At 67.1% G+C, this 23794-nt stretch carries 25 protein-coding genes and 1 pseudogene; 11 read left to right on the forward strand and 15 right to left on the reverse strand.

Annotation, left to right across the window (positions count from 1 at the left end; all coding sequences use genetic code 11):
- Positions 1-216: 216 nt before the first annotated feature.
- Positions 217-1590: an NHL repeat-containing protein gene (locus ABFX45_RS13975; RefSeq protein WP_346130152.1), complete on the reverse strand. Its 1374-nt coding sequence runs from the start codon at positions 1588-1590 to the stop codon at positions 217-219.
- A 159-nt stretch (positions 1591-1749) separates the two neighbouring features.
- Here ABFX45_RS13975 and ABFX45_RS13980 point away from each other — a divergent pair, with 159 nt between their 5' ends.
- The 5 genes and pseudogenes from ABFX45_RS13980 (at position 1750) to ABFX45_RS14000 (ending at position 6539) form a co-directional block, all read left to right on the forward strand.
- Positions 1750-3336: a hypothetical protein gene (locus ABFX45_RS13980; RefSeq protein WP_346130154.1), complete on the forward strand. Its 1587-nt coding sequence runs from the start codon at positions 1750-1752 to the stop codon at positions 3334-3336.
- Between the two features lie 362 nt (positions 3337-3698).
- Positions 3699-4022 (forward strand): annotated as a pseudogene (locus ABFX45_RS13985) (helix-turn-helix domain-containing protein); the annotation flags it as partial.
- Positions 4023-5195: 1173 nt separating this feature from the next.
- Entirely contained in the window at positions 5196-5909 is a 714-nt protein-coding gene (locus ABFX45_RS13990; RefSeq protein WP_346130156.1) for a lysophospholipid acyltransferase family protein, read from the forward strand.
- A 9-nt stretch (positions 5910-5918) separates the two neighbouring features.
- Positions 5919-6053 (forward strand): hypothetical protein, encoded by a 135-nt coding sequence (locus ABFX45_RS13995; protein ID WP_346130158.1) that lies wholly within the window; start codon positions 5919-5921, stop codon positions 6051-6053.
- 45 nt (positions 6054-6098) lie between these two features.
- Positions 6099-6539 (forward strand): MarR family transcriptional regulator, encoded by a 441-nt coding sequence (locus ABFX45_RS14000; protein WP_346130160.1) that lies wholly within the window; start codon positions 6099-6101, stop codon positions 6537-6539.
- On the opposite strand, the gene ABFX45_RS14005 is transcribed toward ABFX45_RS14000, so the two are convergent.
- From ABFX45_RS14005 to ABFX45_RS14015, 3 genes are read right to left on the reverse strand one after another with little or no spacing between them, the layout of a single operon-like run.
- Positions 6514-6954: a response regulator gene (locus ABFX45_RS14005; RefSeq protein WP_109635607.1), complete on the reverse strand. Its 441-nt coding sequence runs from the start codon at positions 6952-6954 to the stop codon at positions 6514-6516. The genes ABFX45_RS14000 and ABFX45_RS14005 overlap by 26 nt on opposite strands.
- On the reverse strand, positions 6947-8464 hold the full coding sequence (locus ABFX45_RS14010; RefSeq protein WP_233439427.1) for a sensor histidine kinase: 1518 nt from the start codon (positions 8462-8464) through the stop codon (positions 6947-6949). The genes ABFX45_RS14005 and ABFX45_RS14010 overlap by 8 nt, the downstream gene beginning before the upstream one ends.
- On the reverse strand, positions 8461-9606 hold the full coding sequence (locus ABFX45_RS14015) for a PP2C family protein-serine/threonine phosphatase (protein ID WP_346130163.1): 1146 nt from the start codon (positions 9604-9606) through the stop codon (positions 8461-8463). Before ABFX45_RS14015 ends, ABFX45_RS14010 begins: the two co-directional genes overlap by 4 nt.
- A 65-nt stretch (positions 9607-9671) precedes the next feature.
- Between ABFX45_RS14015 and ABFX45_RS14020 the strand changes: the two genes are divergently transcribed.
- A complete protein-coding gene (locus tag ABFX45_RS14020) occupies positions 9672-10157 on the forward strand; it encodes a GNAT family N-acetyltransferase (protein ID WP_211337304.1) in 486 nt (161 codons plus the stop codon).
- Here the strand turns inward: ABFX45_RS14020 and ABFX45_RS14025 are convergent.
- The 4 genes from ABFX45_RS14025 to ABFX45_RS14040 all read right to left on the reverse strand — a co-directional run bounded on the left by ABFX45_RS14025 (position 10092) and on the right by ABFX45_RS14040 (position 12524).
- Positions 10092-10562, reverse strand: coding sequence for a YkvA family protein (locus tag ABFX45_RS14025; RefSeq protein ID WP_109635614.1), 471 nt, complete (start codon positions 10560-10562; stop codon positions 10092-10094). The two genes, ABFX45_RS14020 and ABFX45_RS14025, sit on opposite strands and share 66 nt — an antisense overlap.
- Positions 10563-10726: 164 nt before the next feature.
- Complete coding sequence (locus ABFX45_RS14030) at positions 10727-11131, reverse strand: hypothetical protein (RefSeq protein ID WP_146231496.1); 405 nt, start codon at positions 11129-11131, stop codon at positions 10727-10729.
- 83 nt (positions 11132-11214) lie between these two features.
- Complete coding sequence (locus ABFX45_RS14035) at positions 11215-11958, reverse strand: anti-sigma factor family protein (protein ID WP_109635618.1); 744 nt, start codon at positions 11956-11958, stop codon at positions 11215-11217.
- Positions 11955-12524: a sigma-70 family RNA polymerase sigma factor gene (locus tag ABFX45_RS14040; protein WP_030468711.1), complete on the reverse strand. Its 570-nt coding sequence runs from the start codon at positions 12522-12524 to the stop codon at positions 11955-11957. The genes ABFX45_RS14035 and ABFX45_RS14040 overlap by 4 nt, the downstream gene beginning before the upstream one ends.
- 115 nt (positions 12525-12639) lie before the next feature.
- On the opposite strand from ABFX45_RS14040, the gene ABFX45_RS14045 reads away from it, so the two are divergent.
- The 4 genes from ABFX45_RS14045 (at position 12640) to ABFX45_RS14060 (ending at position 16382) form a co-directional block, all read left to right on the forward strand.
- On the forward strand, positions 12640-13236 hold the full coding sequence (locus ABFX45_RS14045; RefSeq protein WP_109635621.1) for a hypothetical protein: 597 nt from the start codon (positions 12640-12642) through the stop codon (positions 13234-13236).
- A 62-nt stretch (positions 13237-13298) separates the two neighbouring features.
- The gene (locus ABFX45_RS14050; RefSeq protein WP_346130167.1) at positions 13299-14009 is read left to right on the forward strand and encodes a DUF4142 domain-containing protein; all 711 of its coding nucleotides are present in this window, start codon (positions 13299-13301) and stop codon (positions 14007-14009) included.
- Positions 14010-14169: 160 nt separating this feature from the next.
- Positions 14170-15000, forward strand: a complete 831-nt coding sequence (locus ABFX45_RS14055) for a ferredoxin (protein ID WP_233441970.1) — start codon at positions 14170-14172, stop codon at positions 14998-15000.
- Positions 14997-16382: an NAD(P)/FAD-dependent oxidoreductase gene (locus ABFX45_RS14060; RefSeq protein ID WP_170154879.1), complete on the forward strand. Its 1386-nt coding sequence runs from the start codon at positions 14997-14999 to the stop codon at positions 16380-16382. The genes ABFX45_RS14055 and ABFX45_RS14060 overlap by 4 nt, the downstream gene beginning before the upstream one ends.
- A gap of 351 nt (positions 16383-16733) precedes the next feature.
- On the opposite strand, the gene ABFX45_RS14065 is transcribed toward ABFX45_RS14060, so the two are convergent.
- From ABFX45_RS14065 to ABFX45_RS14075, 3 genes are all read right to left on the reverse strand, one after another.
- Positions 16734-17387: a hypothetical protein gene (locus ABFX45_RS14065; RefSeq protein WP_346130170.1), complete on the reverse strand. Its 654-nt coding sequence runs from the start codon at positions 17385-17387 to the stop codon at positions 16734-16736.
- A gap of 23 nt (positions 17388-17410) precedes the next feature.
- Positions 17411-17704, reverse strand: a complete 294-nt coding sequence (locus ABFX45_RS14070) for a hypothetical protein (protein ID WP_346130172.1) — start codon at positions 17702-17704, stop codon at positions 17411-17413.
- A 202-nt stretch (positions 17705-17906) separates the two neighbouring features.
- Positions 17907-18848, reverse strand: a complete 942-nt coding sequence (locus tag ABFX45_RS14075) for a beta-ketoacyl-ACP synthase III (RefSeq protein WP_109635632.1) — start codon at positions 18846-18848, stop codon at positions 17907-17909.
- Positions 18849-18924: 76 nt separating this feature from the next.
- Between ABFX45_RS14075 and ABFX45_RS14080 the strand changes: the two genes are divergently transcribed.
- Entirely contained in the window at positions 18925-19527 is a 603-nt protein-coding gene (locus ABFX45_RS14080; RefSeq protein WP_109635634.1) for a TetR/AcrR family transcriptional regulator, read from the forward strand.
- On the opposite strand, the gene ABFX45_RS14085 is transcribed toward ABFX45_RS14080, so the two are convergent.
- The 4 genes from ABFX45_RS14085 to ABFX45_RS14100 form a co-directional block, all read right to left on the reverse strand.
- Positions 19514-20236 (reverse strand): alpha/beta fold hydrolase, encoded by a 723-nt coding sequence (locus tag ABFX45_RS14085; RefSeq protein ID WP_233439429.1) that lies wholly within the window; start codon positions 20234-20236, stop codon positions 19514-19516. The two genes, ABFX45_RS14080 and ABFX45_RS14085, sit on opposite strands and share 14 nt — an antisense overlap.
- Positions 20233-20697: a hypothetical protein gene (locus ABFX45_RS14090; protein ID WP_346130175.1), complete on the reverse strand. Its 465-nt coding sequence runs from the start codon at positions 20695-20697 to the stop codon at positions 20233-20235. Before ABFX45_RS14090 ends, ABFX45_RS14085 begins: the two co-directional genes overlap by 4 nt.
- Positions 20698-20960: 263 nt before the next feature.
- Entirely contained in the window at positions 20961-21890 is a 930-nt protein-coding gene (locus ABFX45_RS14095; RefSeq protein WP_346130177.1) for a hypothetical protein, read from the reverse strand.
- A gap of 269 nt (positions 21891-22159) precedes the next feature.
- The gene (locus ABFX45_RS14100; protein ID WP_346130179.1) at positions 22160-23782 is read right to left on the reverse strand and encodes a C39 family peptidase; all 1623 of its coding nucleotides are present in this window, start codon (positions 23780-23782) and stop codon (positions 22160-22162) included.
- Between the last annotated feature and the right edge of the window lie 12 nt (positions 23783-23794).

Raw genomic sequence — 23794 nt, forward strand, 5'->3', positions numbered from 1 at the left:
TCACCGCCCGGATCGTCGCGATCAGCCGGCTGTCCGGGTCAGCACCGTGCTGCGCACCACGGTGGGCACTGACCCCGCCACCGGCAAACCCACGCTGGTCTGGTCGTTCGAAGTCGGTCAACCCAGTGATGATCTTGCGGCGGCTCATCGGGAACCACCCGCCACGAGACGACGGGTGCCAACCGGGCGGATCGTGATCTCAGGTCCTTCGACATATCAGTTGCGCCGGTGAGCGGCGGAACCGAACGTCGTCTCCGGCTTGCCTGCCGGATCGAGACGTGCCACGACCAGGTCGCGCTTTCCTTTGGCGCCGGCGGTGCCACCTGCCGCGACCCCATGATCGGTGCCGAGGGCGACGCTCACCGGATGGAAGTCGCGGTTGCCGGAGAGCTTCGTCCGGGCCGTTCCGCCGTCCGCGTAGCTCGTGTCCAGTTCTCCCTTGCCGTCGAAACGCAGCACCACCAGGTCCTGGGAGTTCTCGTCGGCGGTGCGCGAGCTACCCATGAGCAGCACCTCCCCTGCCTCGGTCGTGCCAAGGGCGATGATGTCGCCCTCACCGCCGAGGTCGACCGCAGTTCCGTCCTTGTTGAACGACTCGTCACGCTCGCCGGTGCTCGAGAACCGTGCCAGCGCCGTGCGTTCACCCGCCTTTCCGGCGACCACGATCGATCCGTCGCCCTGGAGCACGAGAACGACGTCCTGCACCGGCACGCCGTCTGCCGAGCTCTGCACGATCCCGTCCTTGTCGAAGGCCGAGTCGGCCGCGCCGTTGGTGTCGTACTGAACGAGCACCAGCTGTGCGGGGACGCCCTGAGCGGCCTGTACGGTGCCCGCGAGCACCACTGTGCCGTCCTGATACACGTCCACGCCGGCCACTCCGAGGCCACCTGCCAGGACGCCGGCACCAGCGGTGATCCGGGTGGCTGCGGCACCGTTCGCGCCGAACCCGGTGTCGGGCTTGCCATTGTTTTCGTACCGGTACGCGGTGATCTCGGTCGGCGAGTCCGAAGTAGCGCGGGTGGTACCGCCTACGACCACGGTGTCGTCCGGGCCCATCGCGCCACCGGAGGAGCTGTCGTCGCCACCGGCCTGCAGCCTTGCGGTGGCCAGGCCGTTGTCGCCGAAGCTGGCGTCACGATCACCCGAGTTGGTGTACTTCACGGCGACGAACGCCCGAGTCTTCGTGTCGGGACGACGCGCGGTGCCGATGACCACCACGTGCCCTTCGCCGGTGACCATGACTCCGGACGGCGCGATGTCAGCGCCCACATCGCCGTCGATGATCACGCCATCCCCGCTGAGACTGGTGTCCAACGTGCCCGACGGGGTCACTCGGGCCACGATCAGTTTCGCCATGCCGTCGGTGCGGGTGATCCCCACCATGACGACATGACCGTCTTCGGTCACCGTGATCGCTCCGAACTCGTCGTCGCTGCCGTCGCATCCGTCGACGACCACCACGCCGGGAGCGTCCGAGATGAGGGTCGGCGCGCAGGCGGCAGATGCCGGCGACGCCACCTCGGGACACATGGCGATCACCACCGTCATCGCCACGAGCAGGCGCGATCGTCGTGCTCTTATGGCTGCCACCAAAACCCTCCTTTTGCGCGGAGAAAGAGCGTAGGCAGACCCTTGCCTCCGCCGCAGCGGCGATCACTCACATGGGTGCACGAATGGCCGAGGCGACCTCGATGCACTAGCAACGAGACGGAGACCTGGGCACTGCCAGGGCGGTTCCGGAGGAGAAAGATGTCCATCACGAGATGCCGAAAAAATCTTGCGGCGACGATCGCGGCTGGACTTGCCCTTGCCGCGTTCCTGGCGCCGGCGACAGCCGAGCCGACCGGAACCGCAATGAACACAAAGGTTGCCGCTGACAGCAACAACCCCGACAGGCTGGGTGGCAAACGCGTCTTCGACGGGGCGCAATCCGAGGACATCGCCGCTCTGGGGTATCACGGCATGGTCTACCTGCACGACAAGGTGAAAACTGAGAATTCTTGTCAGAAAATGCAGGAGAACGCCAACTGGAAGAACGACGTCAAGCGATTCAGGAACGACAAGCGGCTCAATCCGGTATTCCGGAGCGCGGTGGGCAAACTGAAGTCCGACGAGCGGCCTTTCGCCGTTTTCCCGAACCAGACGATCACGCACACCACCGAGCACGCCAAGACGGAGACGTGGCAGCGAAGCGCCAGTCTGACGTTGACCGTCGAGTTCGACTTCGAGGTGGTGAAGACCAGCGTCGCGGCTACGTACAGCACGAGTTACCAGAAGGAGATCTCCGTCGCGAAGGGCAAGCAGATCGACGCGCCGAACAAGACGGCCAACAAGGTCATCTACTACCAGTACGGGATCGCCTATGACGTCTTCTCCGTGCAGGAGACCCCGTGGCGCGCGGAGTGGCATCTCACCGGCGAGAAGATCATGGTCGGTGATGACGCCACAGCCATCGCTCGCTGGTACACGGTGCCCGAGGACGGCTGTTATCGCTCGGCCGTGTTCAGCTCCATCTCCCTGCCGTCCGCCGAGACACTGATGCCCGTGGCTCAGATGCCCTTCACACCGGGGCAAACCACAGCGCCGCCCATCGAGGAGGCCTGCCCGATGTCGATCTCCGGCGAGGACGTGTACCCATACCACTGGGTGAACGTCGATGACGACCGCTATCTCCTTCCAGACGCATACGACGAGGAGTCCGAGGAGGAGAAGAAGCCGTTCGAGAACGGTAAGTGCGTCCTGCGGTCCGCGAGCAACGGCGTGCACGAGGAAGACGGCACGGTGTTCTACGAGATCAGCGAGCAGGATTCGGAGGGCGGTTACTACTTCGTGGACGCGCGCGACGTCAAGTTCAACTCCCCTGCCGCAGAGAAATCGCGGCCGCTCCCAGGATGGCAGACGGGCACTGCCTTCAGGCTGCAGCCGGTCACCGCGAAGGACCTGGCGGTGGGAGCGAAGGGTGGCGGGGTATATTCGCTGCTGACCGAAGCAAAAGACGATTCTGCGAAATGGAGAGCAGAAACATCAGCCGAGGCTCCCGGTAAATGGCGCTTCTTCAGTGTGGCGGTCAGCGATGCGTGCCTGGAAGTCGGCAGCCGCCGCCAGGCCGTGTTCGAAGGAGGGTGCTCGGCAGACAACACAGAGCCCCAGTTCTTCCGACCCGTCCTCACCGGCGATGGCCGGTTCTACCTGCACAGCACGGCCTTTCTCGAGGCATGCATCACCATCGCGGAACCTACGGCGGGCGCAGGGGTCGTCGTCAGGAACTGTGTGAAGGACCGGGACACCACCGAATTCGAGGATCCCAAGTTCCTCTGGGAGCTCACCCCTGCCTGACCACGACACAACGACCGAGGGCCCGGCGAAAGATCCGCCGGGCACCCTCGTGACGAAGCGTCGGTCACACGTCGCAGTACAGCGCGAACCTTCGTCGCCGCCGAATTCGTCCGCCACCGCGACGAGATCTCATCTCCGTATCGCCCGAAACCCCGTTCGATCAGCGGGCGGCGGGGGTTTCGCCGCCGGTTCCACACGCAGCGAACATTGAGCCATTTCATCCTGGGCTGGATGCGTTGGCAGGCAAGGGTTCTTGCGGGTGACACGTTGATGAGCACCGGCGCGTCGACGCCTGGATGTGGCGAAGCCCCTGGTAGCAGAGCTTTCGACCAAGATCGTTCTGCCGAACCCAGGGGCTTCAGGTGTTGTTCTACCGTGCCGCGCTGCCGTGGTCACATCAGACCCTGACCTTCGTGACAGGCCTGGTCCGCGCCCACCGCAAGCAGCTGGGGTCGGTGTGGCGCAAGCTCAACCCAGGACAGCAGGCTGGTGCTGGTGTACCTGCGCAAGGGCGAGCCGTTCGCCGAGGTGGGTGCCGGGTTTGAGGTCTCCGCCACGACCTGCTGGCGCTCGTCAACGAAGTCGTCGAGTTACTGGCCCAACGGTCCCCGAAGCTACGGGAGGCACTGCGGACGGCGAAACGGCAGGGCATGGCCTACGTGGTGATCGACGGCACGCTGATCCCGCCGCGCCGGCCGACTCGCCAAAGCCATCCACGTCCTACAGAACTACGAGGTCACCGCAGGATGAAAAAGATGACATGAGGCGAGACCCCTCAGCTCAGGCGCACGATGGGTGCGAATGAGGGAGCGTGAGGAGGTCTCTAATGGCGATCGTAGGCGCGTTCGATGTGCATCGTCGACAGATCACTTTCGATTATCTGGACACGGACACCGGTGCGGTGTCACGGGGCCGGGTCAGTCCGGCCTGCCGGGATACGTTGCGGCGGTGGCTGGAGCGGTTCGCGGGTCGTGAGGACGTGGTGTTCGCGGTGGAGGCGTGCACCGGCTGGCCGTTCGTGGTGGAGGAGCTGGAGTTGGCCGGGATCACCGCCCGGCTGGCGGAACCGGCTGAGGCGCGCAGGCGCGAGGTCCTAAGCGGCGAGCCAAGACCGACCGGACCGACGCCCGGCATCTGCGGCAGTTGCTGGTCCAGGACCGGTTGCCGTTGTCGTGGATCGCTCCGGAGCAGGTGCGGGAGACGCGGGTGTTGCTGGAGTTGTACAAGGATTTGCGGGATGAGCACACCGCGTGGGTGCAGCGTGTTCACGCAACGCTGTTCCATCAGGGTGTCCCGGTGGTCGCCGGGGATCTGTGCGCGCCGACGGGACGGGCCCGGCCCCTATATGAGCACGTCGCCGCGTTGATATCCGGCGCGGACGGCCTCAAAGGATTGAGCGGCCACACCATCGGGGACACACCCCATCAATCATCATGTCGCCGGGTCATGATCATCAGACCCGAGGGCCCAGGTAAGGCAGGGCGCCCCGCACACTCCCCGCCCATCGACGAACAACAAGGAGCTGAACACCCCCACTTCCCTGACCTGTACAGCCTGCGCCGACCACGGGCGGCGTCAAGGCAACCCCTCCGGGACGGCCTCCGGCCGACCTTGACTCCACCCGCTAGATCGGCGCGGCCACAACCCAGGCAGGGAACCCGAAAAGAACGTCAGCATCCCCTAGCAACTACGGGGGTCTCGCACAGGTAAGGCTCAATAAGTGGTCGTGATGCCGCGGGATACGAGACGCATCCCGTGTTGTGAGGTCGCTCGCCGTTACTGCTAACCTCACGATCATGACCCCTTGTGTTCAGATGAACACGGGATCAGTCCCGGGTTTGAGTGTTGGAATACCAACCGTGACACCGGTGGAGCTGGCCGCCTGGACGTGGAAGATGCCCCGGAGAGGCAGGGGCTTCTGGTTCTCGCTGGCGATCGACGTGCTGTGGCCGATCGTCGTGCTCTTCGTTCGTCTGCGGGTGCGCGGCAGGCAGCACGTGCCGGGCAACGGCGGCGTGATCCTCGCGTTCAACCACCTGTCCAACTCCGACACGGTCGCCGCCGTGGTGTTCGCGCTGATGTCCGGCCGGGTGCCGCGCGTGCTCGCGAAGGCGTCGCTGTGGCGTATGCCGGTCATCGGCCGGGTCATGCGCTCGGGCGGCCACATCCCGGTGGAACGCGGCACGGTCAAAGCCTCGGAGGCCCTCAAACCGGCCGCGGAGGCGCTCCTGAACGGCGAGTGCGTGACGGTGTTCCCCGAGGGCACCTTCACCGACGACCCGGAGGGCTGGCCGATGAAGGGCAAATCGGGTGTCGCGCGGATGGCGCTGGAGAGCCAGGTGCCCGTGATCCCGGTGGCCGAGTGGGGCACGCAGGACCTGCTGCCCAGGGGGCACGATCCCGCCGAGGCTGTTGCCGCGCAAGAAGGTCGAGGTGGTCGCCGGCGCGCCGGTCGACCTGTCCGACCTGTACGACCTCGAACTGACCGCCGAGGCGCTGGACGAGGCCACCGCACGGGTGATGGCCGCCATCACGACCATGTTGTCGGGCATACGTGCCGCGCAATCGGGTAGCCAGAGAACATGACTGCGCCGAATGTGACCATCAGACCTGGAGGAGACGGGCTCTGGGCGCCTGTCGTCCCCGAACCACGAGAAGACCAGGAGTGGGTCGTCCAAGCCGACGACGATCCGTTGATCGTCCGCGGCGTCGACTGACTTGCTGTCTAGACACACTAGACGCGTCTAGCTAGCCTAGACGCCATGACCCTCGACGAGGAGTTGCTGGCGGCGGCGCGCAGGGCGTGCACCGCGGCCGCGGCCGCACAGGACCGGGCGGACATCGCCAAGGCCGTCTACCACCACACCGTGCTGCGCCTGCACCGCGCCGGCGGTTCGATGCGCGAGATCGCGGAAGCGCTGAAGATGAGCCATCAGCGCGTGCATCAGATCGTCGAGCATTCGAAGCGCACCGAGCTGTGCTCGTTCTGCGGCCGCAGCGGCGGTGACGTCGACAAGATGATGGCCGGCCCGAGCACGATGATCTGCGACATCTGCGTCGCGTCGCTCCAGGTCGCCGAGGACGGCGAGTGCTCGTTCTGCGGCGAGACCAGGCCCGTCCACGAGAGCGGGACCGTACGGATCTGCCGGCACTGCCTCGACTTCAGCGCCGCCGTGATCAGCGCGGCAGCTTCACCACGGTGACGAAGAAGTCGTCGATCTGGCGGACGACCTCGATGAACCTGTCGAAGTCCACCGGCTTGGTGACGTACGCGTTGGCGTAGAGGCTGTAGCTGCGCAGGATGTCCTCCTCCGCCTCCGAGGTCGTCAGCACCACCACGGGAATCGACCGCAGCTCGGGATCGCCCTTCACCTCGGCCAGCACCTCGCGGCCGTCCTTGCGGGGCAGGTTCAGATCGAGCAGGATCAGCCCCGGCCGGGGAGCCTCGGTGTACCGGCCCTCGCGCCGCAGGAACTCCAGCGCCTCCACACCGTCCTTCACCACGTGCAGAACGTTGCGGATCTTGTGGTGCTCGAACGCCTCCTGCGTCATCAGCGCGTCGCCGGGGTCGTCCTCGACGAGCAGGACGTCGATCACGTTCAACGATGCTTCAGTCATGCGTTTCCTCAACCAGGTCTTCCGGGGCGACGGGCAGCGTGAACTCGAACGTCGTCCCGGCGTCCACATCGGTCTTCAGCCAGATGGTGCCGCCGTGGTACTCGACGATCTTCCGGCACATCGCCAGCCCGATGCCCGTGCCCGGATAGGCGTCCTTCGGGTGCAGGCGCTGGAAGATGACGAAGATCCGGTCAGCGTACTCCGGCTCGATCCCGATGCCGTTGTCACGGACGGAGAACTTCCAGTGATCGCCGTCGGGTTCGGCGCCGATGGTGATCACCGGCGTCTCGCTGCCTCTGAACTTCAACGCATTGCTTATCAGGTTCTGGAACACCGCGCTGAGCAGAGTCGCCTCACCTCGCACGGAAGGCAGGTCGCCAACGACGTCGACGCGGGCGCCGGTTTCCTCGATGCGCTCGGAGAAGTTGTCCACCACTTGGCGCACTACCTCACCCAGGTCGACCATCGTGCGTTCGCGGGTGATCCGGCCGACCCTGGAGAACGCCAGCAGGTCGTTGATCAGCCCCTGCATCCGCTTGGCGCCGTCGACGGCGAACTCGATGTACTGGTCGGCGCGCTCGTCGAGCTTGCCGCCGTACCGTCGTTGCAGCAGCTGGCAGAACGACGCCACCTTGCGCAGGGGCTCCTGCAGGTCGTGGGAGGCGACGTAGGCGAACTGCTCCAGCTCGGAGTTCGACCGTTGCAGCTCGGCGGAGGCCGCGTCCAATGTGGCCAGCTCCTGCACGATGCGGCGGCGCATGGCGTTGACGTCTTCGCCGAGCATGACGGTTTCGCGCGGGCCGCTCACATCGATCTCGTGCTGGAAGTCGCCGGACGCGACCTGGCGGACCTGCTCGGCGAGTTCCGCGAGCGGCGCGACCAGCAGGCGGTACAACAGCAACGACAGTCCGCCGATCACCGCGACCAGCAACACGCCCATGCCGATCACCAGCCACAGCACGACCTTCGCGGCGTGTTCGACGTCCTGGCGCGCCGTCTCGCCGAGGCTGCCGATGTCGGCCTGCACCGCACCGGCCTCGCTGCGGAGCTGGTCGGACAGCGCCTTGCCGCGATCGGTGTCCGATACGAGTGTGCCGGCGGGACCGGACTGCCGGACACCCGCGATCGCGGGCTCCGCGTACTGCGACCGCCACTGCCGCGTGAGCTCCTCGATGCGGCTCACCCGGCCGTTGACGTCGCCGACGAGGCGTTTCACGTCCTGCGCGGCCTGCACCTCGGCGGTCTGCCCGTCGAGGTACGGTTTGAGGAAGTCCTGCTCGCCGGTCAACACGTAACCGCGCAGGCCGGTCTCCTGGTCGAGCAGCGCGCGGTTCAGGTCCTTCGCCCGGCGCTCCGCCGGCGCGATCCGGTCGATCGACTGTTTCCGCGCATCGCTCAGCGAGTCCAGTGCGACGACCGTCGACGCGATCGCCACCGCTGTCATGGCCAGCAGGATCGTGACGATGGCGGTCAGCAGCCTGCTCGCAGGCAGCCTCTCCGTCAGCTTCACGCGGGGTCCTTCAACAGCAGCACGGCCATGTCGTCGTCGAGTTCCCCTCCGTTGAGCTTGGTCACCTCCGCGATCAGCGGATCCAGCCAGTCAGGCCCTCGCCGCAGTTGGTCACGCAGGATCTCGCACAGGCGCTCGACACCGAGCCGATCGGTGTCACCGGGTACCCGGCCCTCGATCAGTCCGTCCGTGAAGCAGACGAGCTGCCAGCCAGGGGGCAACGGCACGTCCACACCGGTCCACGCGTAGTCCGGCAGCACGCCCAGCGGCACGCCGACCTTGCACTTCGGCAGGTCGACGATCTGCTGGCCGACCACCAGCAACGGCTCCGGGTGGCCGGCCAGGAAGTAGCGCGCGGACCGCCGGTCCGGTGCCACGGTGACCACGCACGCGGTGGTGAAGATGCCCTCGCCGTGTCGTTCGGCGACGAGCACCTGGTCGAGCGTCCGCAGCACCTTCTCCGGAGGTTCTCCTGCGAGCACCAGGGCACGCCACGCGATGCGCAGGCAGACGCCGAGGGCGGCCTCGTCGGGGCCGTGGCCGCAGACGTCGCCGATGATCGCGTGCACCGAGCCGTCCGGCAGCCCGACCGCGTCGTAGAAGTCGCCGCCCAGCAGCATCCGCTGGCCACCGGGCTGGTAGCGCACCTCGAGGTCGAGGTCGGAGCCCTGCAGCAGCGGGGGAGGGAGCAGGCCGCGTTCGAGACGGGACCGTTCCGCGGCGAGCAGCTTGGCCTCGCGCAGCTGGAACTGGGCGTCGTCGGCGCGCCGCCGTTCGACCGCGTACCGGACACCGCGCAGCAGCAGCTCGCCGTCGACCTGGCCCTTGATGAGGTAGTCCTCCGCACCGGCCGAGACCGCGTCGATGCCTTCGCGTTCGTCGTCCAGCCCGGTCAGCACGAGGATCGCGGGCGCGTCCGGCTTGCTGAGCAGCCGGTGCAGGCTGTCGAGCCCGTGCGCGTCGGGAAGGCCCAGGTCGAGCAGCACACACTCGGCGTCGGAGAGAAGGCGCTCCGCCTCAGCCAGTGAGCGGGCGCGCGACAGGATGAACGGCGCCCTCGCCTCTTCGAGCAGTGCCTCGACGAGCAGGGCGTCGCCATCATCGTCCTCGACCAGGAGGACCCGCACGGTTCTGGTTCGCATCAGATCGGACTTTAACGTTATTCAGGTGCGTCGTTCGCGTCCGACCTACCAGGATTGCGCGCGTGTTGATCCGTCTCGCCCAACCAGCCGAACTGCCGTACCTCCAGGAGATCGAAGTCGCGTCCGGAGAGCCGTTCCGCGACGTCGGCATGCCGGAGATCGCGGATGACGACCCGATGTCCCTGGAAGCGCTGGCAGAGCACGAAGTCTGGGTCGCGGTGGGCGAGCAGGGCGTGCCTCTCGCGTTCATCGCGGTGGGTGACGTGGACGGCGCGAAGCACGTCCACCAGGTCAGCGTGCACCCCTCACACGCACGCCAGGGGATCGGTGCGGCGCTGATCGAGCACGTGAAGCGCGGCGGGCACGCCGTGACGCTGACGACGTTCCGTGACGTGCCGTGGAACGCTCCGTACTACGAACGCCTCGGCTTCCGGCCGGTGACCGAGACGTCGCCCGGCCTGGCCGGGATCATGCGCGAGGAGGCCTCACGGGGACTCGATCCCTCGGCTCGGGTCGCGATGGTCCTTCTCCCAGCGCAGGAACGAACCTGACGCGATCGAAAGGCTGCTGAGCAGCCACACCGCGACCCCGGCGTCGTCGGTGACCCCGATCACCGGCAGGAGCTCCGGCACGACGTCGATCGGCGACACCAGGTACACCAGCGCGACCGCCCACAGCATCACCTGGCTGCGCGGCAGCTCCGGGTACTTGCCGCTGCGCCAGGCCTTCCACAGGCGTGGCAACGCCTTCGCGCGCTGGATCGGGTTGCCGACCGGGCCGGGGCCCTTCTGACCGCGTTTGCGCCGGTTGCGCAGCACGCCCAGCACCGCGAACACCAGGCCGAGCGGGATCATCACCCAGCCGACCACGGTGGGGCTGAGCCCGCCCAGGCTCGCGGTGCGGAACAGCAGGATCAGCAGACCCGACAGGGAGATGAGCGATCCGAAGATGACCACAGTGCCGCGGCCTCCAGCCTTTGCCTCGTGTTTCGCCGTTCAGACGGGTGCGTGGCGGTGCCGGCCCCGCGTCCTCGTACTGGTTGTCCGTGGATGCGGGGCCGGTGCCGCGAGGCGCCCTGCTGGGCGCCGGAAGACGCGGTGGAGGTTGGAGGCCGCGGCACTCAACTCGGCTCCTGGAAGAGCATCGTCGGCGCTGGCTTGTGCGGCTGCTTCTGCTGCTGCGGCTCGGGCTGCTTCAGCTCGATGACGGGTTCCGGTTCGGGCACCGGATCCTCCTTCACCACCGGCTTGCGCGCGGCCTTCACCGGCGCCGGCAGGTCCAGAGCGGCGCGCGCGTTGGAGATCCAGACCTTCTGCATGGCCTCGTCCTTGCTGCCCGCCGCGGTCGCGGCGAGTCCGGAGAGGACACCGCGGATGCGCGGGACCAGTGCTGGATGACGCCGGATCGCCTGCCACACAGCGTGATCGCCCGGTAGCCGGGCGGACACGAGCTGCTTGACCTGAGCACGTAGCTCCTCTGTGGACAGATCGAGCCAGCGCTCGACAGCTGACGGGCCAATCGCCACGTGCACAGCCTCCCCAAAAACGACAACCGCCCCCACAGGATCTCACGGATCCCGCAGGGGCAGTGGTCTGGTGTCCGGAAGCGTCAGGAAGCGACGGCCTCGAGCAGGGTCTTGCCGTTCTCGTCGACGATCCGGAACGTCGCGATCTCGTGCCAGCGCATGGCCACGTTCGCCTGCAGGCGGATGGTCTTGGAGTCGCCCGCGACCGGCTCCGGCGCGTACCAGGAGGTGACCTGGGCGACACGGCCCGCGCGCCCGACGGCGACGAGCGAGCCCCGGCTGGGGCCGGTCATGCCGCTGACCTCGATGTCCATCGAGGTGCCCCACGGCTCGTCCGAGGCGGTGATCTTCGTGAAGACACCGCTGTTGGGGTCTTGCTGCTGCACCTTCATCGACGAGTCGGTGGAGTTGTTCGCCACACGAGTCTGCGATGTCGTGGTGCCGGGGTTCGGGGGCGCTGCCTGGTTCGAACCGTCCTCGCCGCCACGTACGACCAGCGAGGTGACGACAGCCGTCACCGCCACGATGCCGGCGGCGGCGGCCGCGACACCCTGGGCGACGAACCACCGTCTGCGCTTCCTGCGCGCCGCGACGGCGTCGAGCATGACCCGCACCGACTTGCCGTCCGGGCGTTCCGGAGCTGTTCCGCGCAGCATTCCGCCCGCGTCGGCCTCGTCGATGAGGTCCGGCACCACCGCGAAGTCGCGCAGGTCAAGAGCACACCGCCGACATTCGGTCAGGTGGTTCTCGAACGCCTCCACCTCATCGGCATCGAGGATGCCGAGCACGTAGGCGGCGACGTCGAGGTGATCTGGTGCCGTTGTCACCGCGTCTCTCCCCGATCGTGCAACGCACGCCGCAACGCACGGAGCGCGTAGTACACCCTCGACTTGACCGTTCCCGGTGGCACACCCAGTGCCGCCGCGGCCTCACCGACGGTGCGGTCCCGCAGATATGTCTCGAGAATAGCCTCCCTGTGTTCCTCTGAGAGACCGTTCATCGCCTCGGCGACGACGATCGCCGCGAGGGTGCGATCCTCCTCGCCGCCCGATGGCGACTCGTCCGAAGGGGTCAGTTCGAACTCCTGCGGACGGACGCTCCTCTTACGTCTGTCGTCAATGACCAACCGCCTTGCCACCGTGAACAACCACGACCGCAGGAGCACGGGGTCACGTTCGAGTTTCTCGGCGTTGCGCCATGCCCTGACCAGGGTTTCCTGCACGATGTCCTCGGCCCACTGACGATCATGGCCCGTCAACCTCATGCAGTGCCCGAGCAGGGCGCTGCCGAATTCCTCGTACAGCCGACGGATCAACTCTTCCTCGAGGGATCCCGGTCTTGGTGATTGTTCGTCTAACTCTCGTTGACGTCTATGCCGCGCCACGGGGGACATCCTTGCCTCATGAACCGGCGGAAGTCGAGAGGCAAATATTCCTCGCGAACTTCGTGAACCGTTGCCGGATCGTGTCCGTACTCCTCGGTACCCCCAGCCGAGAAAGGACCTGCCGATGCGACGTGGTCGAGCCATCACCGCCCTGGCGGCACTGGCTGTCAGCCTCACCGCGTGCGGTAGCACCCAGACTCCTCCCGGAGGGGCGGCAACGGGCGGCTTGCAGGCCAAACCCGCTGATCTGGGCGGTACGAACATGTACTTCATCGCGCACACCGACCAGATGGGCTGGTTCGTCACCGACGCCGAAGGGCTCCCGCTCTACCGCTTCGACAGGGACACCCCCAAGCCGTCCAAGTCGAACTGCGAGGGCGAGTGCGCGAAGGCGTGGAAGCCGGTTCTCGCGGACAAGGCACCGATGGCGACCGGGGTCGACCCGATCTCCATGGGCGTCCTGACCAGGCCGGACGGCACCAAGCAGCTCACCATCGCCGGTTTCCCGCAGTACACCTACGCCGAGGACAAGGTCGCCGGCGACATGAAGGGTCAGGGAAAGAACGGAACGTGGTGGGTCACCGCCCCGAACGGCGCCAAGATCACCGGCGGTAAAGCGCAGAACAACAGCAAGAGCAGCAGCAAGCCGAGCACGTCCCCGAGCCCGAACAACGGTCAGGCACCTCCTCCTGCGCCGACGTCGGGCGCCCCCGGCTACTGAGCCCACTGCTCGATCTTCAAAACCCCTTCCGACTTCCACTGAACAACGAGGACATCAAGACGATGACCAGAGCCCTCGCCACCGTCTTGGCGATGTTGTTCCTCTTCTCCGGCGTGACCGTCACGGCTCAAGCACAGCCCGCGGACACCGGTGGAGTGCAGGACACGCCGACGGGCCCGTTGACCGCGAACGACCGCGAACTCCTGGTGAAAGTCCGCCAGGCGGGCCTGTGGGAAATGCCCATGGGTGAGCTCACCGCCACCAAGGGGTCGAACGCGCGGGTCAAGCAGATCGGCAGGATGATCATGCTGGACCACATGATGCTGGACGCGGCGACGAAGAAGGCCGCCGCGACGCTGGGTGTGACCATTCCCGACGTGCCGAGCCCGGCGCAGCAGTCGTGGATGGACGAGATCAGCGCGCTCGACGGAGACGCGTTCGACCAGGCGTTCGTCGCCCGGCTGCGGGCCGCGCACGGTCAGGTCTTCATGTTCGTCGCCAAGGTGCGCTCGCAGACCCGCAACGACACGATCCGCCCGTTCGCGCAGGCCGGTATCGACGTTGTGATGAAGCACATGACGTTGCTGGAGAGCACCGGTCTCGCGGGCGACTCGTCCTTCGCGGAACCCCAGCCCGCCGGCGGCATCATCAACGCCTCGCTGGCCTCCGGTGAGGGGCCGAACATGTGGGTGATCCTGACGGTCACCGCCGCGGGAGCGGTCCTCACGATCCTCCTGCTCCGAGTACTCCGCCCGCGACGACCGGTGCGGTAGGTCAGCAAGACCCCGTCAGAAAACGGGAAACGGAGGTGGTGTCCCAAGGTCAGAGGCACTCCAACGCGGACCTGTTCCCACCCGCCCGGCCCTGATGTGTCCACTCCTGCACGACAGGACCGGGCGGGTTCCCGCGAGAAGTTCTTTTCCGGAGGAAGAGTTGCTGTCCAGCCAGATTCCGCTCCTGGTGGCCCAGTCGTCCGAGTTCGACTCGGGCGTCAAGAAGATGGCCCAGATCTCCGCCAGGCTGGCTTACGTCCTGATGTGCGCCACCTTGTCCTGGGGTGTGCTGATCGCGACCGGGTGGGCGGAGAAGCTCACCGGCCGTGAAGGACTGAAGAACGGGCACATGGTGCTCGCCTCACTGGCGATCGCTTTCGGCTCCATCCACGCGTTCGCCTTCACACTGATCCAGACCGGCACGTTCAGCTTCATCAAGCTCGTCCTGCCGTTCGTCGACGGCGGTCTGTTCCGGCACGCGCTCGGCATCCTCGGCCTGGAGGTCATGCTCGCGATCGCCGTACTGGCCTCCATGCGACACAAAGTCTTCTACCGCAAGTGGCTGCGGTTCCATCAGACCGCCTACATCGCGGTGGGCATCACCGTGGTCCACTCCTGGTTCGGCGCCATCGCGAACGGCAACCTGTCCGTGCTGTGGCTCGCCGGCCTCACCGTCCTCGTCCCGACCGCGACCCTGGCCCTGGCCCGCTTCCTGCCGCCCGATGTGCTCATGCGCATCGGCATGCTCGACACCGAGCGCGGCAAGGAACCCGGCGTCGGCGAGGGCGACGCGATGGACGTGAGCGTCAACAACGAGAAATGCCACCGCTACGGCACCTGCCAGGCGGAGGCCCCGGACGTCTTCCAGCTGATCGAAGACAACCGCCTGACCTACAACCGCCGGCCGCCGGAGGAGCACTTCGCCCAGGCCCGAGCGGCGCAGCGCGCGTGCCCGATGCGCGCGATCGAGATCAGGGAGCGAGTGAAGTGAGCGAACGGATCGTGGTCGTCGGCGGCGGGCTCGGAGGAGTCCGTTCCGCGGAACGGCTGCGGGAGATGGGTTTCGACGGGCAGATCACGATCCTGTCGGCGGAGCGCCACCTCCCGTACCACCGCCCATGCCTGTCGAAGCAGATCATCACGGGTGAATGGCACCCCGACGACGCGTTGCTGTCGTTCTCCGGCGACCTCGACGCCGAGTGGCGCCTGAACTCGCCGGCCCTGCACCTGGACCCGAAGACGCAGTCCGTCTGGGTGCCCGGCGGCGAGGAGATCAAGTACGACGGCATGATCATCGCCACCGGGGTCGACGCCAGGGCGATGGGCGGGGCGCCGCGCCACGACCCGCGGGTGCACGTGCTGCGGACGCTGGACGACGCGGTCGCGATCCGCAAGAACATCCGGCAGTCGCAGGGCCTGGTCGCCGTCATCGGTGGCGGCTTCATCGGCTGCGAGCTCGCGTGTTCGGTTCGTCACATGGGCCGCGACGTGGCGCTGATCGTCCGGTCGCCCGCGCTTCTGGGCGGTGTCGTCGGTGACGACATCGGCAAGAAGATCACCGAGGCGCACGTCGAGCACGGTGTGCGTCTGGCCACCGGTGTCGGCATCAAGCACTGGGTGCGCCAGCCCGGCGGTATCGGCATCCATCTCTCGGACGGCCAGGTCTTCTTCGCTTCCTGTGTCGTCCTGGCCGTCGGCGCCTCACCGGCCGTCGACTGGCTGCGCGGCTCCGGTCTGGTCATCGAGGACGGCGTCCTCTGCGACGCCACCAACCACGTGGTCGGCGCCGAGAACATCGTCGCGTGCGGCGACGTCGCCCGGTGGCCCAACCTGCGCTTCAACGGCGCGGTGCGCCGCGTCGAGCACTGGCTGAACGCCGTCGAGGGCGGACGCGCCGCCGCCGAGAACCTGTTGGTGGGCCGCTCGCACGCCAAGCCGTACACGCCGGTGCCCCGGTTCTGGACCGAGCAGTACGGCATGCGGGTCCAGGGCGCCGGACTGCCCGTCCTGGGCACCGACACCACCGACGTGAACGGCCTCACCGGCTTCATCGCCGACGGCAAGCTCGTCGGCATCGTGGGTCTCGAATCCCCGGGCAAGATCATCACCGAGACCCCGGAACTCTTCCGCCAGAACACGGTCGACGCGAACCGTCCGGTGTGGACCCAGCCGGCCGAGGAGGAGACCAAGGTCGCCTCCACCCCGGAAGTTCTCCCGACCACCCAGATCCCAGTTCCCGAACCGGTCGCCGCCCGCGCATCATCCGTTCCCCCGTCCGTCTCGTCGTCGATGTCCCCGCCTTTGCAGCGGCGGAGGCATTCACGCTCGAGGCCGGAGATGGTGCGAGTGGGCGGAGGACGCGCGAGGCCTTAACCCGGTCAGGAGGCATGTACCAGTCGGCACAGGGCAAGCGGGGACGGCGAACTCCGACGTCGCTGCGTTGGCCAGGTGGCGGACCGATGACGCCACGCGGCGATGCGCTCGTTCCCGCGTCGGCTGGTGAACCTCCTTCTCGTGCGTCACCAACGGTGTGGCGGCTCGGCGGGCTCCCGAGCCGCCACACCGGCCTGTTTGCTGGGTGCTTCACTCGATCGTGCGACGCAGACTTTGATCTTGTGGCCGGGCCGGGCTGCCTTCGCGCACTTTGCCTCGCGCGGAACCACCGTCGGGGCTTTCTTTCTGCCGGTGCGTGAGCCGACTTCTGAGAGGGACTGCTTCGATGAGCTATTTTGCCGGCGGTAGCAACGGCGACGGCGACGGCGACGAGTGACGTCGCCTTGAGCTGTAGACCTGGTGCGGCGAGGAGGTTGCGAGATCTCCTCGCCGTTTCAGTTCGAGTTTCATCCCGGCCTCGCGGAGTGGTTCGAGATCGAGCGCCTCGAAGACGTAGTGCGCCCGGCCTTCGTCGTCGACCGACCGGTGCAACGAGAAACCTTCGTCGCCCTGCTCGAACCCGGCCGACTCGCAGAACGCCTCGCGACCGGCGGGAAGGATCACTTCATACCTCGCGGTCGAGATCGGTTTGCCGAACCTCAGAACGAAACTGTCCGGCTGTCGCGAGACCATCAGCGGGGCGCACCGCTGCGGCCACTTCACCCTCATCTCCAGGCTGATCTCGCTGCCGGCCCTGGGGGGCTCATCCAAGTGCGCGATGATGTACATCTTGCCGTCGGCGGCCCACGACCTGGTGGTACGCAGGCGGATGCCCGGTGCCCCGTCGACCGTGATGCCGCGGATCTGCGTCTGGACGCGGCGGCGGTACCGCGCTGGTTGCGCCCAGTCGCAGCTGAACCTGAGGCGGAGGAACAGCATGTCCGGCCGCAGGACGCGGATTCTGATCTTGACCACGCCATCGGTGTTGCCGCGGTCGTCGGTCACCACGCACACCTCGTGCCAGCTTGTCACCTGGTAGGAAGGCTTCTCCTCGCGCCTGATGTGCGCGCAGTAGCGGCGGACCAGCTGCCTGTGTTCTTCGAGTTCGCGCCGCAGCGCACTGCGATCGGCGAGCAGGATGAGACCGACTGACGTGACGGTGAAAGGGCCACCAAGAGCGCCGCAGACTTGATGAGCAGACTTCCGAACACCGCGCCTGGAAGTGCCGCGACGGACAGGATGCCCAGGACCGCTTTGGCGATGGCCGGTGGGCCTTCGCTTTGCAGGTAGTCGTCCAGCCAGGAGATGAAGTACCGCAGCATTTCACCCCCCGGCCGCTGTCCGCAAAGTCCTCTCTGACGGAGTGTGCCGCACCGGGGTCGGTGATCTCGCGAGTTGTCACTCGAACGCCGACGGCCGGCATCCGAGTCGCACCCAGCTAGGCGAGACGCCGCGTACGCCACGTGACGGAGTTCGTCCTCTGTGCGCAGACAGTGCCTGGAGGGTGCTCGTTCAGCGCAACCTTCACGGGCAGGTGACGACCTGGCCGGCCCACGAGAGCCCGCCGCCGAACGCGAAGAGCAGCACCGGCTGACCGGACGGCAGCTCACCCCGTTCGACCATTTTGGACAGTGCCAGCGGCACGGAAGCGGCTGAGGTGTTGCCGGAGTCCACCACGTCGCGCGCGATCACCACATCGTCGCGCAGCTCGAGCTTGCGGGTCATGGCCTCGATGATGCGGAGGTTGGCCTGGTGGGTGACGATGCCGGCGAGGTCGGTGGTGGCGATGCCCGCGCGTTCACAGGCCTGCGCCGCCACGGCCGGGAGTTCGCTGGTGGCCCAGCGGAACACGGCCTGGCCCTCCTGGGCGAAGCGCGGCTGCCAGGCGTCGACCAGGCGGACGGCGTTGTTGCGGGTCGGGTCGGAGCCCCAGGTGACCGGGCCGATCTGCGGCTCGTCGGATGCGCTCAGCACCGCGGCGCCCGCGCCGTCGCCCAGCAGGATGCAGCTGGCGCGGTCGGTCCAGTCGGCCAGGTCGGACATCTTCTCGGCGCCGATGACCAGGGCGTGCTGGGCGGCGCCCGCGCGCAGGGTGTGGTCGGCCGTCGCGAGGGCCGTGCAGAAGCCGGCGCAGGCGTTGTTGAGGTCGAAGCAGACCGCGCTGGGCACGTTCAGGCGGGCGGCGACCTGCGCGGCGATCGACGGGCAGCGGTCGATCGCGGAGCAGGTGGCGACGATGATCTGGCCGATGGCCGCGGGTTCCAGGCCGGACGCGGCGAGCGCCTTGGCTGCTGCTGAGGCCGCCATGTCCGTGACCGACTCGTCGTCGGCGATGCGGCGGGTGGCGATGCCTGTGCGCTGGCGGATCCACTCGTCGTCGGTGTCGACCATCTTCTCCAGGTCGGCGTTGGTCAGCACGCGCTGCGGCTGGTGGTGGCCGAGCGCGACGACACGGGATCCGGACAAGGTGAGCTCCTTCAGCGAGACGACGACGCGAATATAGCAACCGATCGGTCGGTAGCTAAAGGGCTAAGATGTCGTCGTGAGCCCGCGCCGATCTGTTGCCGACACCCTCGAGACGCGGCAGCGCATCCTGGAACGCAGCCTGGCGATCGCCTCCGCGGAAGGACTGGAGGGCCTGACGATCGGCAGGCTCGCCGACGAGCTAGGGATGAGCAAAGCCGGTCTGCTGGGACACTTCGGCACGAAGGAAGGCCTGCAGCTGGCGGTGGTCGACGAGGCGGCCGCGGTCTTCTCCCGTGAGGTGCCGCAGCGCGTCAAACAACTCCCGTCCGGCCTGCCGCGGTTGAAGGCGGTGTGCGAGGCGTGGGTGTCCTACCTCGAACGCGAGGTGCTGCCCGGCGGCTGCTTCTTCACCGCGGCCACGACCGAGTTCGACGGTCGCAGCGGCCGTGTGCGGGACGCGCTGGCGGGCATGAACGCGTTGTGGCGCAGGGATCTCCGCATCCACATCCGGCGCGCCGTCAGCGACGGTGATCTCCCCGCCGGCACCGATGTCGACCAGCTGGTCTACGAGATCATCGGGATCATGCTGGCGCTCAACCACTTCCTGCAGCTGGAACGCGACAGCGCGGCGCCGGTCCGCGCCCGCAAGGCGCTGGAGCGGCTGTTCAGCGCGCGATGAACGCGTTGACGAGCGCGGCCACCTCGGCGGGCTGTTCGAAGACCATGCCGTGCGTCGCGTCGATCTCGTGGACGCGGACGTTCGGGCAGACGACCGGGAGGTCGCGGCGCAGTCCCGCGCGGTGAGCGTCCATCAGCGGGATCAGATCCGGCGGCACCGGAAGGTTCCTGGTGGCCAGGACGAGCAGGAACGGGCTCGTGACCTCGGCGAAGATCGGCAGCGCGTCGGCGAACTCCGGAGACTTCCGCCAGGCGCTGGTGATCTCGCGGTTCGGGCGGGTGATCACCTCCTCCTGGGCGGTGAAGACAGCGTTGAGCTTGGCGAGGTCCGCCTCGACCTGTTCGCGCGGCAGGCCGGCGTAATTGGCTGGATCCGTTGCGGCGGACCGGTGTCCGTCCAGGCTGATCGCCGCGGGGCAGTCCGGGTGCCGGCGCGCCCACATGCCGGCCAGGATGCCGCCGAGCGAGTGTCCGACGACGACCGGATTCGTCAGTCCGAAGTGGACCGCGGTGGCTTCGAGGTCTTCCAGCACCGCGTCCCACTCCCACGGCCCGTCCGGCGACTGACCGTGGCCGCGCAGGTCGACGGTGACGGCGCGGCCTTTCAGTTGGGGCGCAACCGTTTGCCAGGCCGACATGTCACCGCCCGCGCCGTGCAGCAGCAGGATCGGCGGGCCGTCGCCGCCGTGGTCGTGGGCCGCGAGGTTCACAGTTCTCTCCGTTGGTCGAGGCGGGCGCGGATCGAGTCGACGGTGACGCCGCCGTCCGGGTGCCGCAGCAGTTTCTTGCGGCTCACCAGGTCGTGGACGCCCTGGCGGGTGATGCCGAGCATCGCGCCCGCCACGCCGAACGAGACGCCTTCCTTGCTCGGGTGACCTGCGCGGCGTGCGGTGACGCGCCCCAGCGGGGTCGCCCACCACCTGTCGGGCGGGTCGAACGGGGTGTCGCCGGGGTAGAGCACGGCCATCAGGCGGATTGCCACCTGTTTGGCCAGGGCGCCGTCCTCGCCGAGCAGCTGGGCCGCCCACATCTCGGCGTCGATCCGCACCTGGTCGCGGAGGTCGGCGAGATCTGCTTGGGGGAGCAGGATTTCCAGCGGGTCGAGCAGCCGGCTCGTCACGAGCCGGATCAGGTCGTCGCGCAGGTCCACATGGTCCGAGGTGGTCGCCACAGGCACACGCTAGCAACTACTTGACGGGATGTGTCAAGTATCGGATGGAGTAGGCGATTGGTATACCGAGGCGAGTTTGATCTACGATTCAGCAGGACGCCCGACGGGGTGCTCGGCACATCGGCCCATTGTCGTATCAATTTCCGCTATCGCCGCAGAATTGACGACGTGTGCCGTCGTTCAATTCAACAGGAGTGAATCTTGCGCGGATTTGGTGGCGAAGGTGGCTCGGGAGGAGCAGACGACAAGTGAGGCCTCCCGTCTCACTTGATGTCCAGTTTCATGCCCACTCGTGCGCCGGTGGCCACGCCATCGGCGACGAGGCTGATCTCCTCGCGGCCGCTCGTGTTCGTACGCCGTTGAATGGAATAACGCTCGGTTCCGGACTTCAGGCCCACCCCGTCCCAGTAACCGCTGCAGTCCGGCGGCAGGACCACCGTGTATTCGAGGTGTTCGGGTCCCGGGGTGAACTTCTTGACGAATTCCTCGGGTGAGCCCTGCACCAGCGGCAGGCACTTCGCTGGAAAAGTGAACTCGGCGATGAGGCTGATCTCGCTGTCGCGAAGAGCGGGCTCACTCAGGTGCACCATCACCTTGAGGCGTCCTCTGCTCAGCCACCGGGACGTCACGTCGAAGCGGGTCCCGCCCTCGCCTTCGACTTCGACGCTGCGGACGTGCACGTCGGTCTTGCGCCGGCACCTCTCGGGCCAGTCCCAGTTCGGGCCTTCCCAGAACGTCAGGAAGTCGAGGGTGTCGCAGGTCGGCACGGCGGTGAACGTGATCTTGTCGTGGGTGTCGCCGTTGGCCTCGATCGTCACGACCTGCCGCCAGTCGGAGATCCGCCAGGTGAAGTTGCAGCGCTCGTGGAGCCGGTCGCAGTAACGGAGCAGGAGCCTGCGGTCCAGCTCCGTCCGGCGTCGCCACTCCAGCTTGTTCGCGACGAGGAGGACGAACAATCCCAGGACGGCCACTATCACCGCGACTGTCGAGGCGGCGCGGACACCGGGCCGGCCGAGCAGGGCGCTGAGGATTCCGCCGCAGGCGAGAATTCCGAGCACGCCTTCGACGATGCCTATGACGCCTGTGTTGAGCACGTACGACTGCAGGGCCTCCACTGTGGAGCCCAGCATTGTGGACTGTCCGTTTTTCGACTGCTTGCGTCGTGTCCTGCGTATACTCGCTCCGAACGTCATCGGCTACATCCTCGTGACCCCCTCGGCGGGTGCACCCGCTGCTGATTTGTACGATACTTCCGGCTGGAGTGCGGACGATCAGGTTCACGCGAACGGGCAGTGCAGGTCTGCTCCGGATCAGTGATGTTGTTCCCGGCCATTCAGTTTCGCGTTAGAATCTTTGCTTCGACTGGATTCATGGCCATTTTTTGGCCAGAGAGCCGTCACTTGAACGGCCTAATCCCTCCTACCCGCGGCACGCACAGGTAGGAGGGAAGGCGAGCGCTGGATCAGGCGGCCCACATCTGGACGGGCGCGATGTAGCTCCACGTGTAGAGCTGGTTCGCACCGTCGTAGCTGCCGTCAGTCCCCGCACCGTAGGTGTCGTGGACGTAGAAGGAGCCGTTGTCGTGGTAGCCGATCACCACGGACAGGTGGCCGGAGGTCGACCCCCACGTACCGCTCATGATGACGAACTTGCCCTGGTCGATGAACGCGCGGACCTGGGCCGGGGTGAAGTTGCCCTGCTGCACGGCGGCGCCGTTGCGGGCCAGGAAGTCGCGCTCGGACTCCCAGGAGGCGCAAGGGCGGGCCGGGTTGCCGCCGCAGTAGTAGCCGGTGATCCAGCCGTGGGCGCCCTTCCAGCTGCCGGTGCGGGACCAGTCGTTCATCGTGCGGTTGAAGGTGGTGCCGCGGTTGGTGAACTCGTCGGTGATGTAGCGGCCCCACTTCGACCAGTGGGAGGTCGGCTGTGAGACCTGCACGCCGAACTCGTTGGGCAGCTGGTAGGTCACGAGGTCGATCACGGCGCTGGTCGGGCCGCAGGAGGAGTTGCCGTTGAACTCGTTGCGCGTGTCCCAGAGCTGGTGGATGTACTCGGCGCGGTTCAGGCGGCCCATCGTGGTGATCTCGCCGTCCAGCGACGACGCGGAGATGCCCGACGCCTTCAGGTAGCCCTTCTGCGGGCTGCCGATGACCGGCGTGGAGCCCTCGATGCCGGTCAGGGCGTAGTTGAACGACAGGCCCTCGACGACGCGGGACGCCTTGCGGGTGGCCAGGTCCTGGACGTAGACGCCGTTGAAGCCCGCGAACTGGTCGGGGCCGCGGGTCTTGTCGGACACGCAACCCATGACCTCGTAGGCGACGCGGGTGCCGTCGGTGCTCCACACCGCGCTGCGGTAGTGATGGCGCGTCTCGCCCACGAGGGAACGCACCTCGCCGTTCTCGGAGACCAGGCCCAGCCACTGCGGTTCCGCGCCGCCGCAGCGGTAGATCTCGTTGTGCTTGATGAAGCTGACGTGCCGTTCGCCCTTGACGTCGACGAGTTTGAAGTCGCGGTACAGCGCCTCGATGCCGGAGGTGACCAACGGCTTCGCGGCGCCGGTCTTCAGGTCGAACCGGACCAGCGAGCCGACGTACGTGCTCTCGTCGGCCGCGTCGGGGTGTTGCACGGCCAGCAGGCCGGTGCCGTCGGAGGTGAAGCCGAGCAGTTCGGGTGCGCGGCCCTTGAGCTTGCCCGCGACCGCGCCGTCCACCACGACGTTCTCACCGTCGGCGTAGGCGAGCTTCGAGCCGTGGAAGACGGCGGACGTGATCGCGCCGCGTGCCACGAATCGCGACTTGCCGTAGCGGTCGACGGTCTGCAGCGACGCGCCCTTGACGCCGTCGAAGTCGGAGATCACGGCGGCCAGCGAGCCGTCGGCCGAGGAGACCGAGCGGACTGTGTAGGCGGGGTCGCTGACCTGCACGGTGGCTCTCTTGACGCCGCCGACGATCACGTCGTAGCCGTTGCCGGCCCGGACGGCCTGCGACTGGGACGGGCTCTCGGAGTAGGGCTCGGCAGCCTGGACGGGGGACACGGCGGCGGCCAGCGTGCCGAGTGCCACCACCAGCGCCAGTGATGTTTTCGTCATGGATCAAACGTC

This window comes from Lentzea roselyniae, from assembly GCF_039537795.1.
Lineage (GTDB): Bacteria > Actinomycetota > Actinomycetes > Mycobacteriales > Pseudonocardiaceae > Lentzea > Lentzea atacamensis.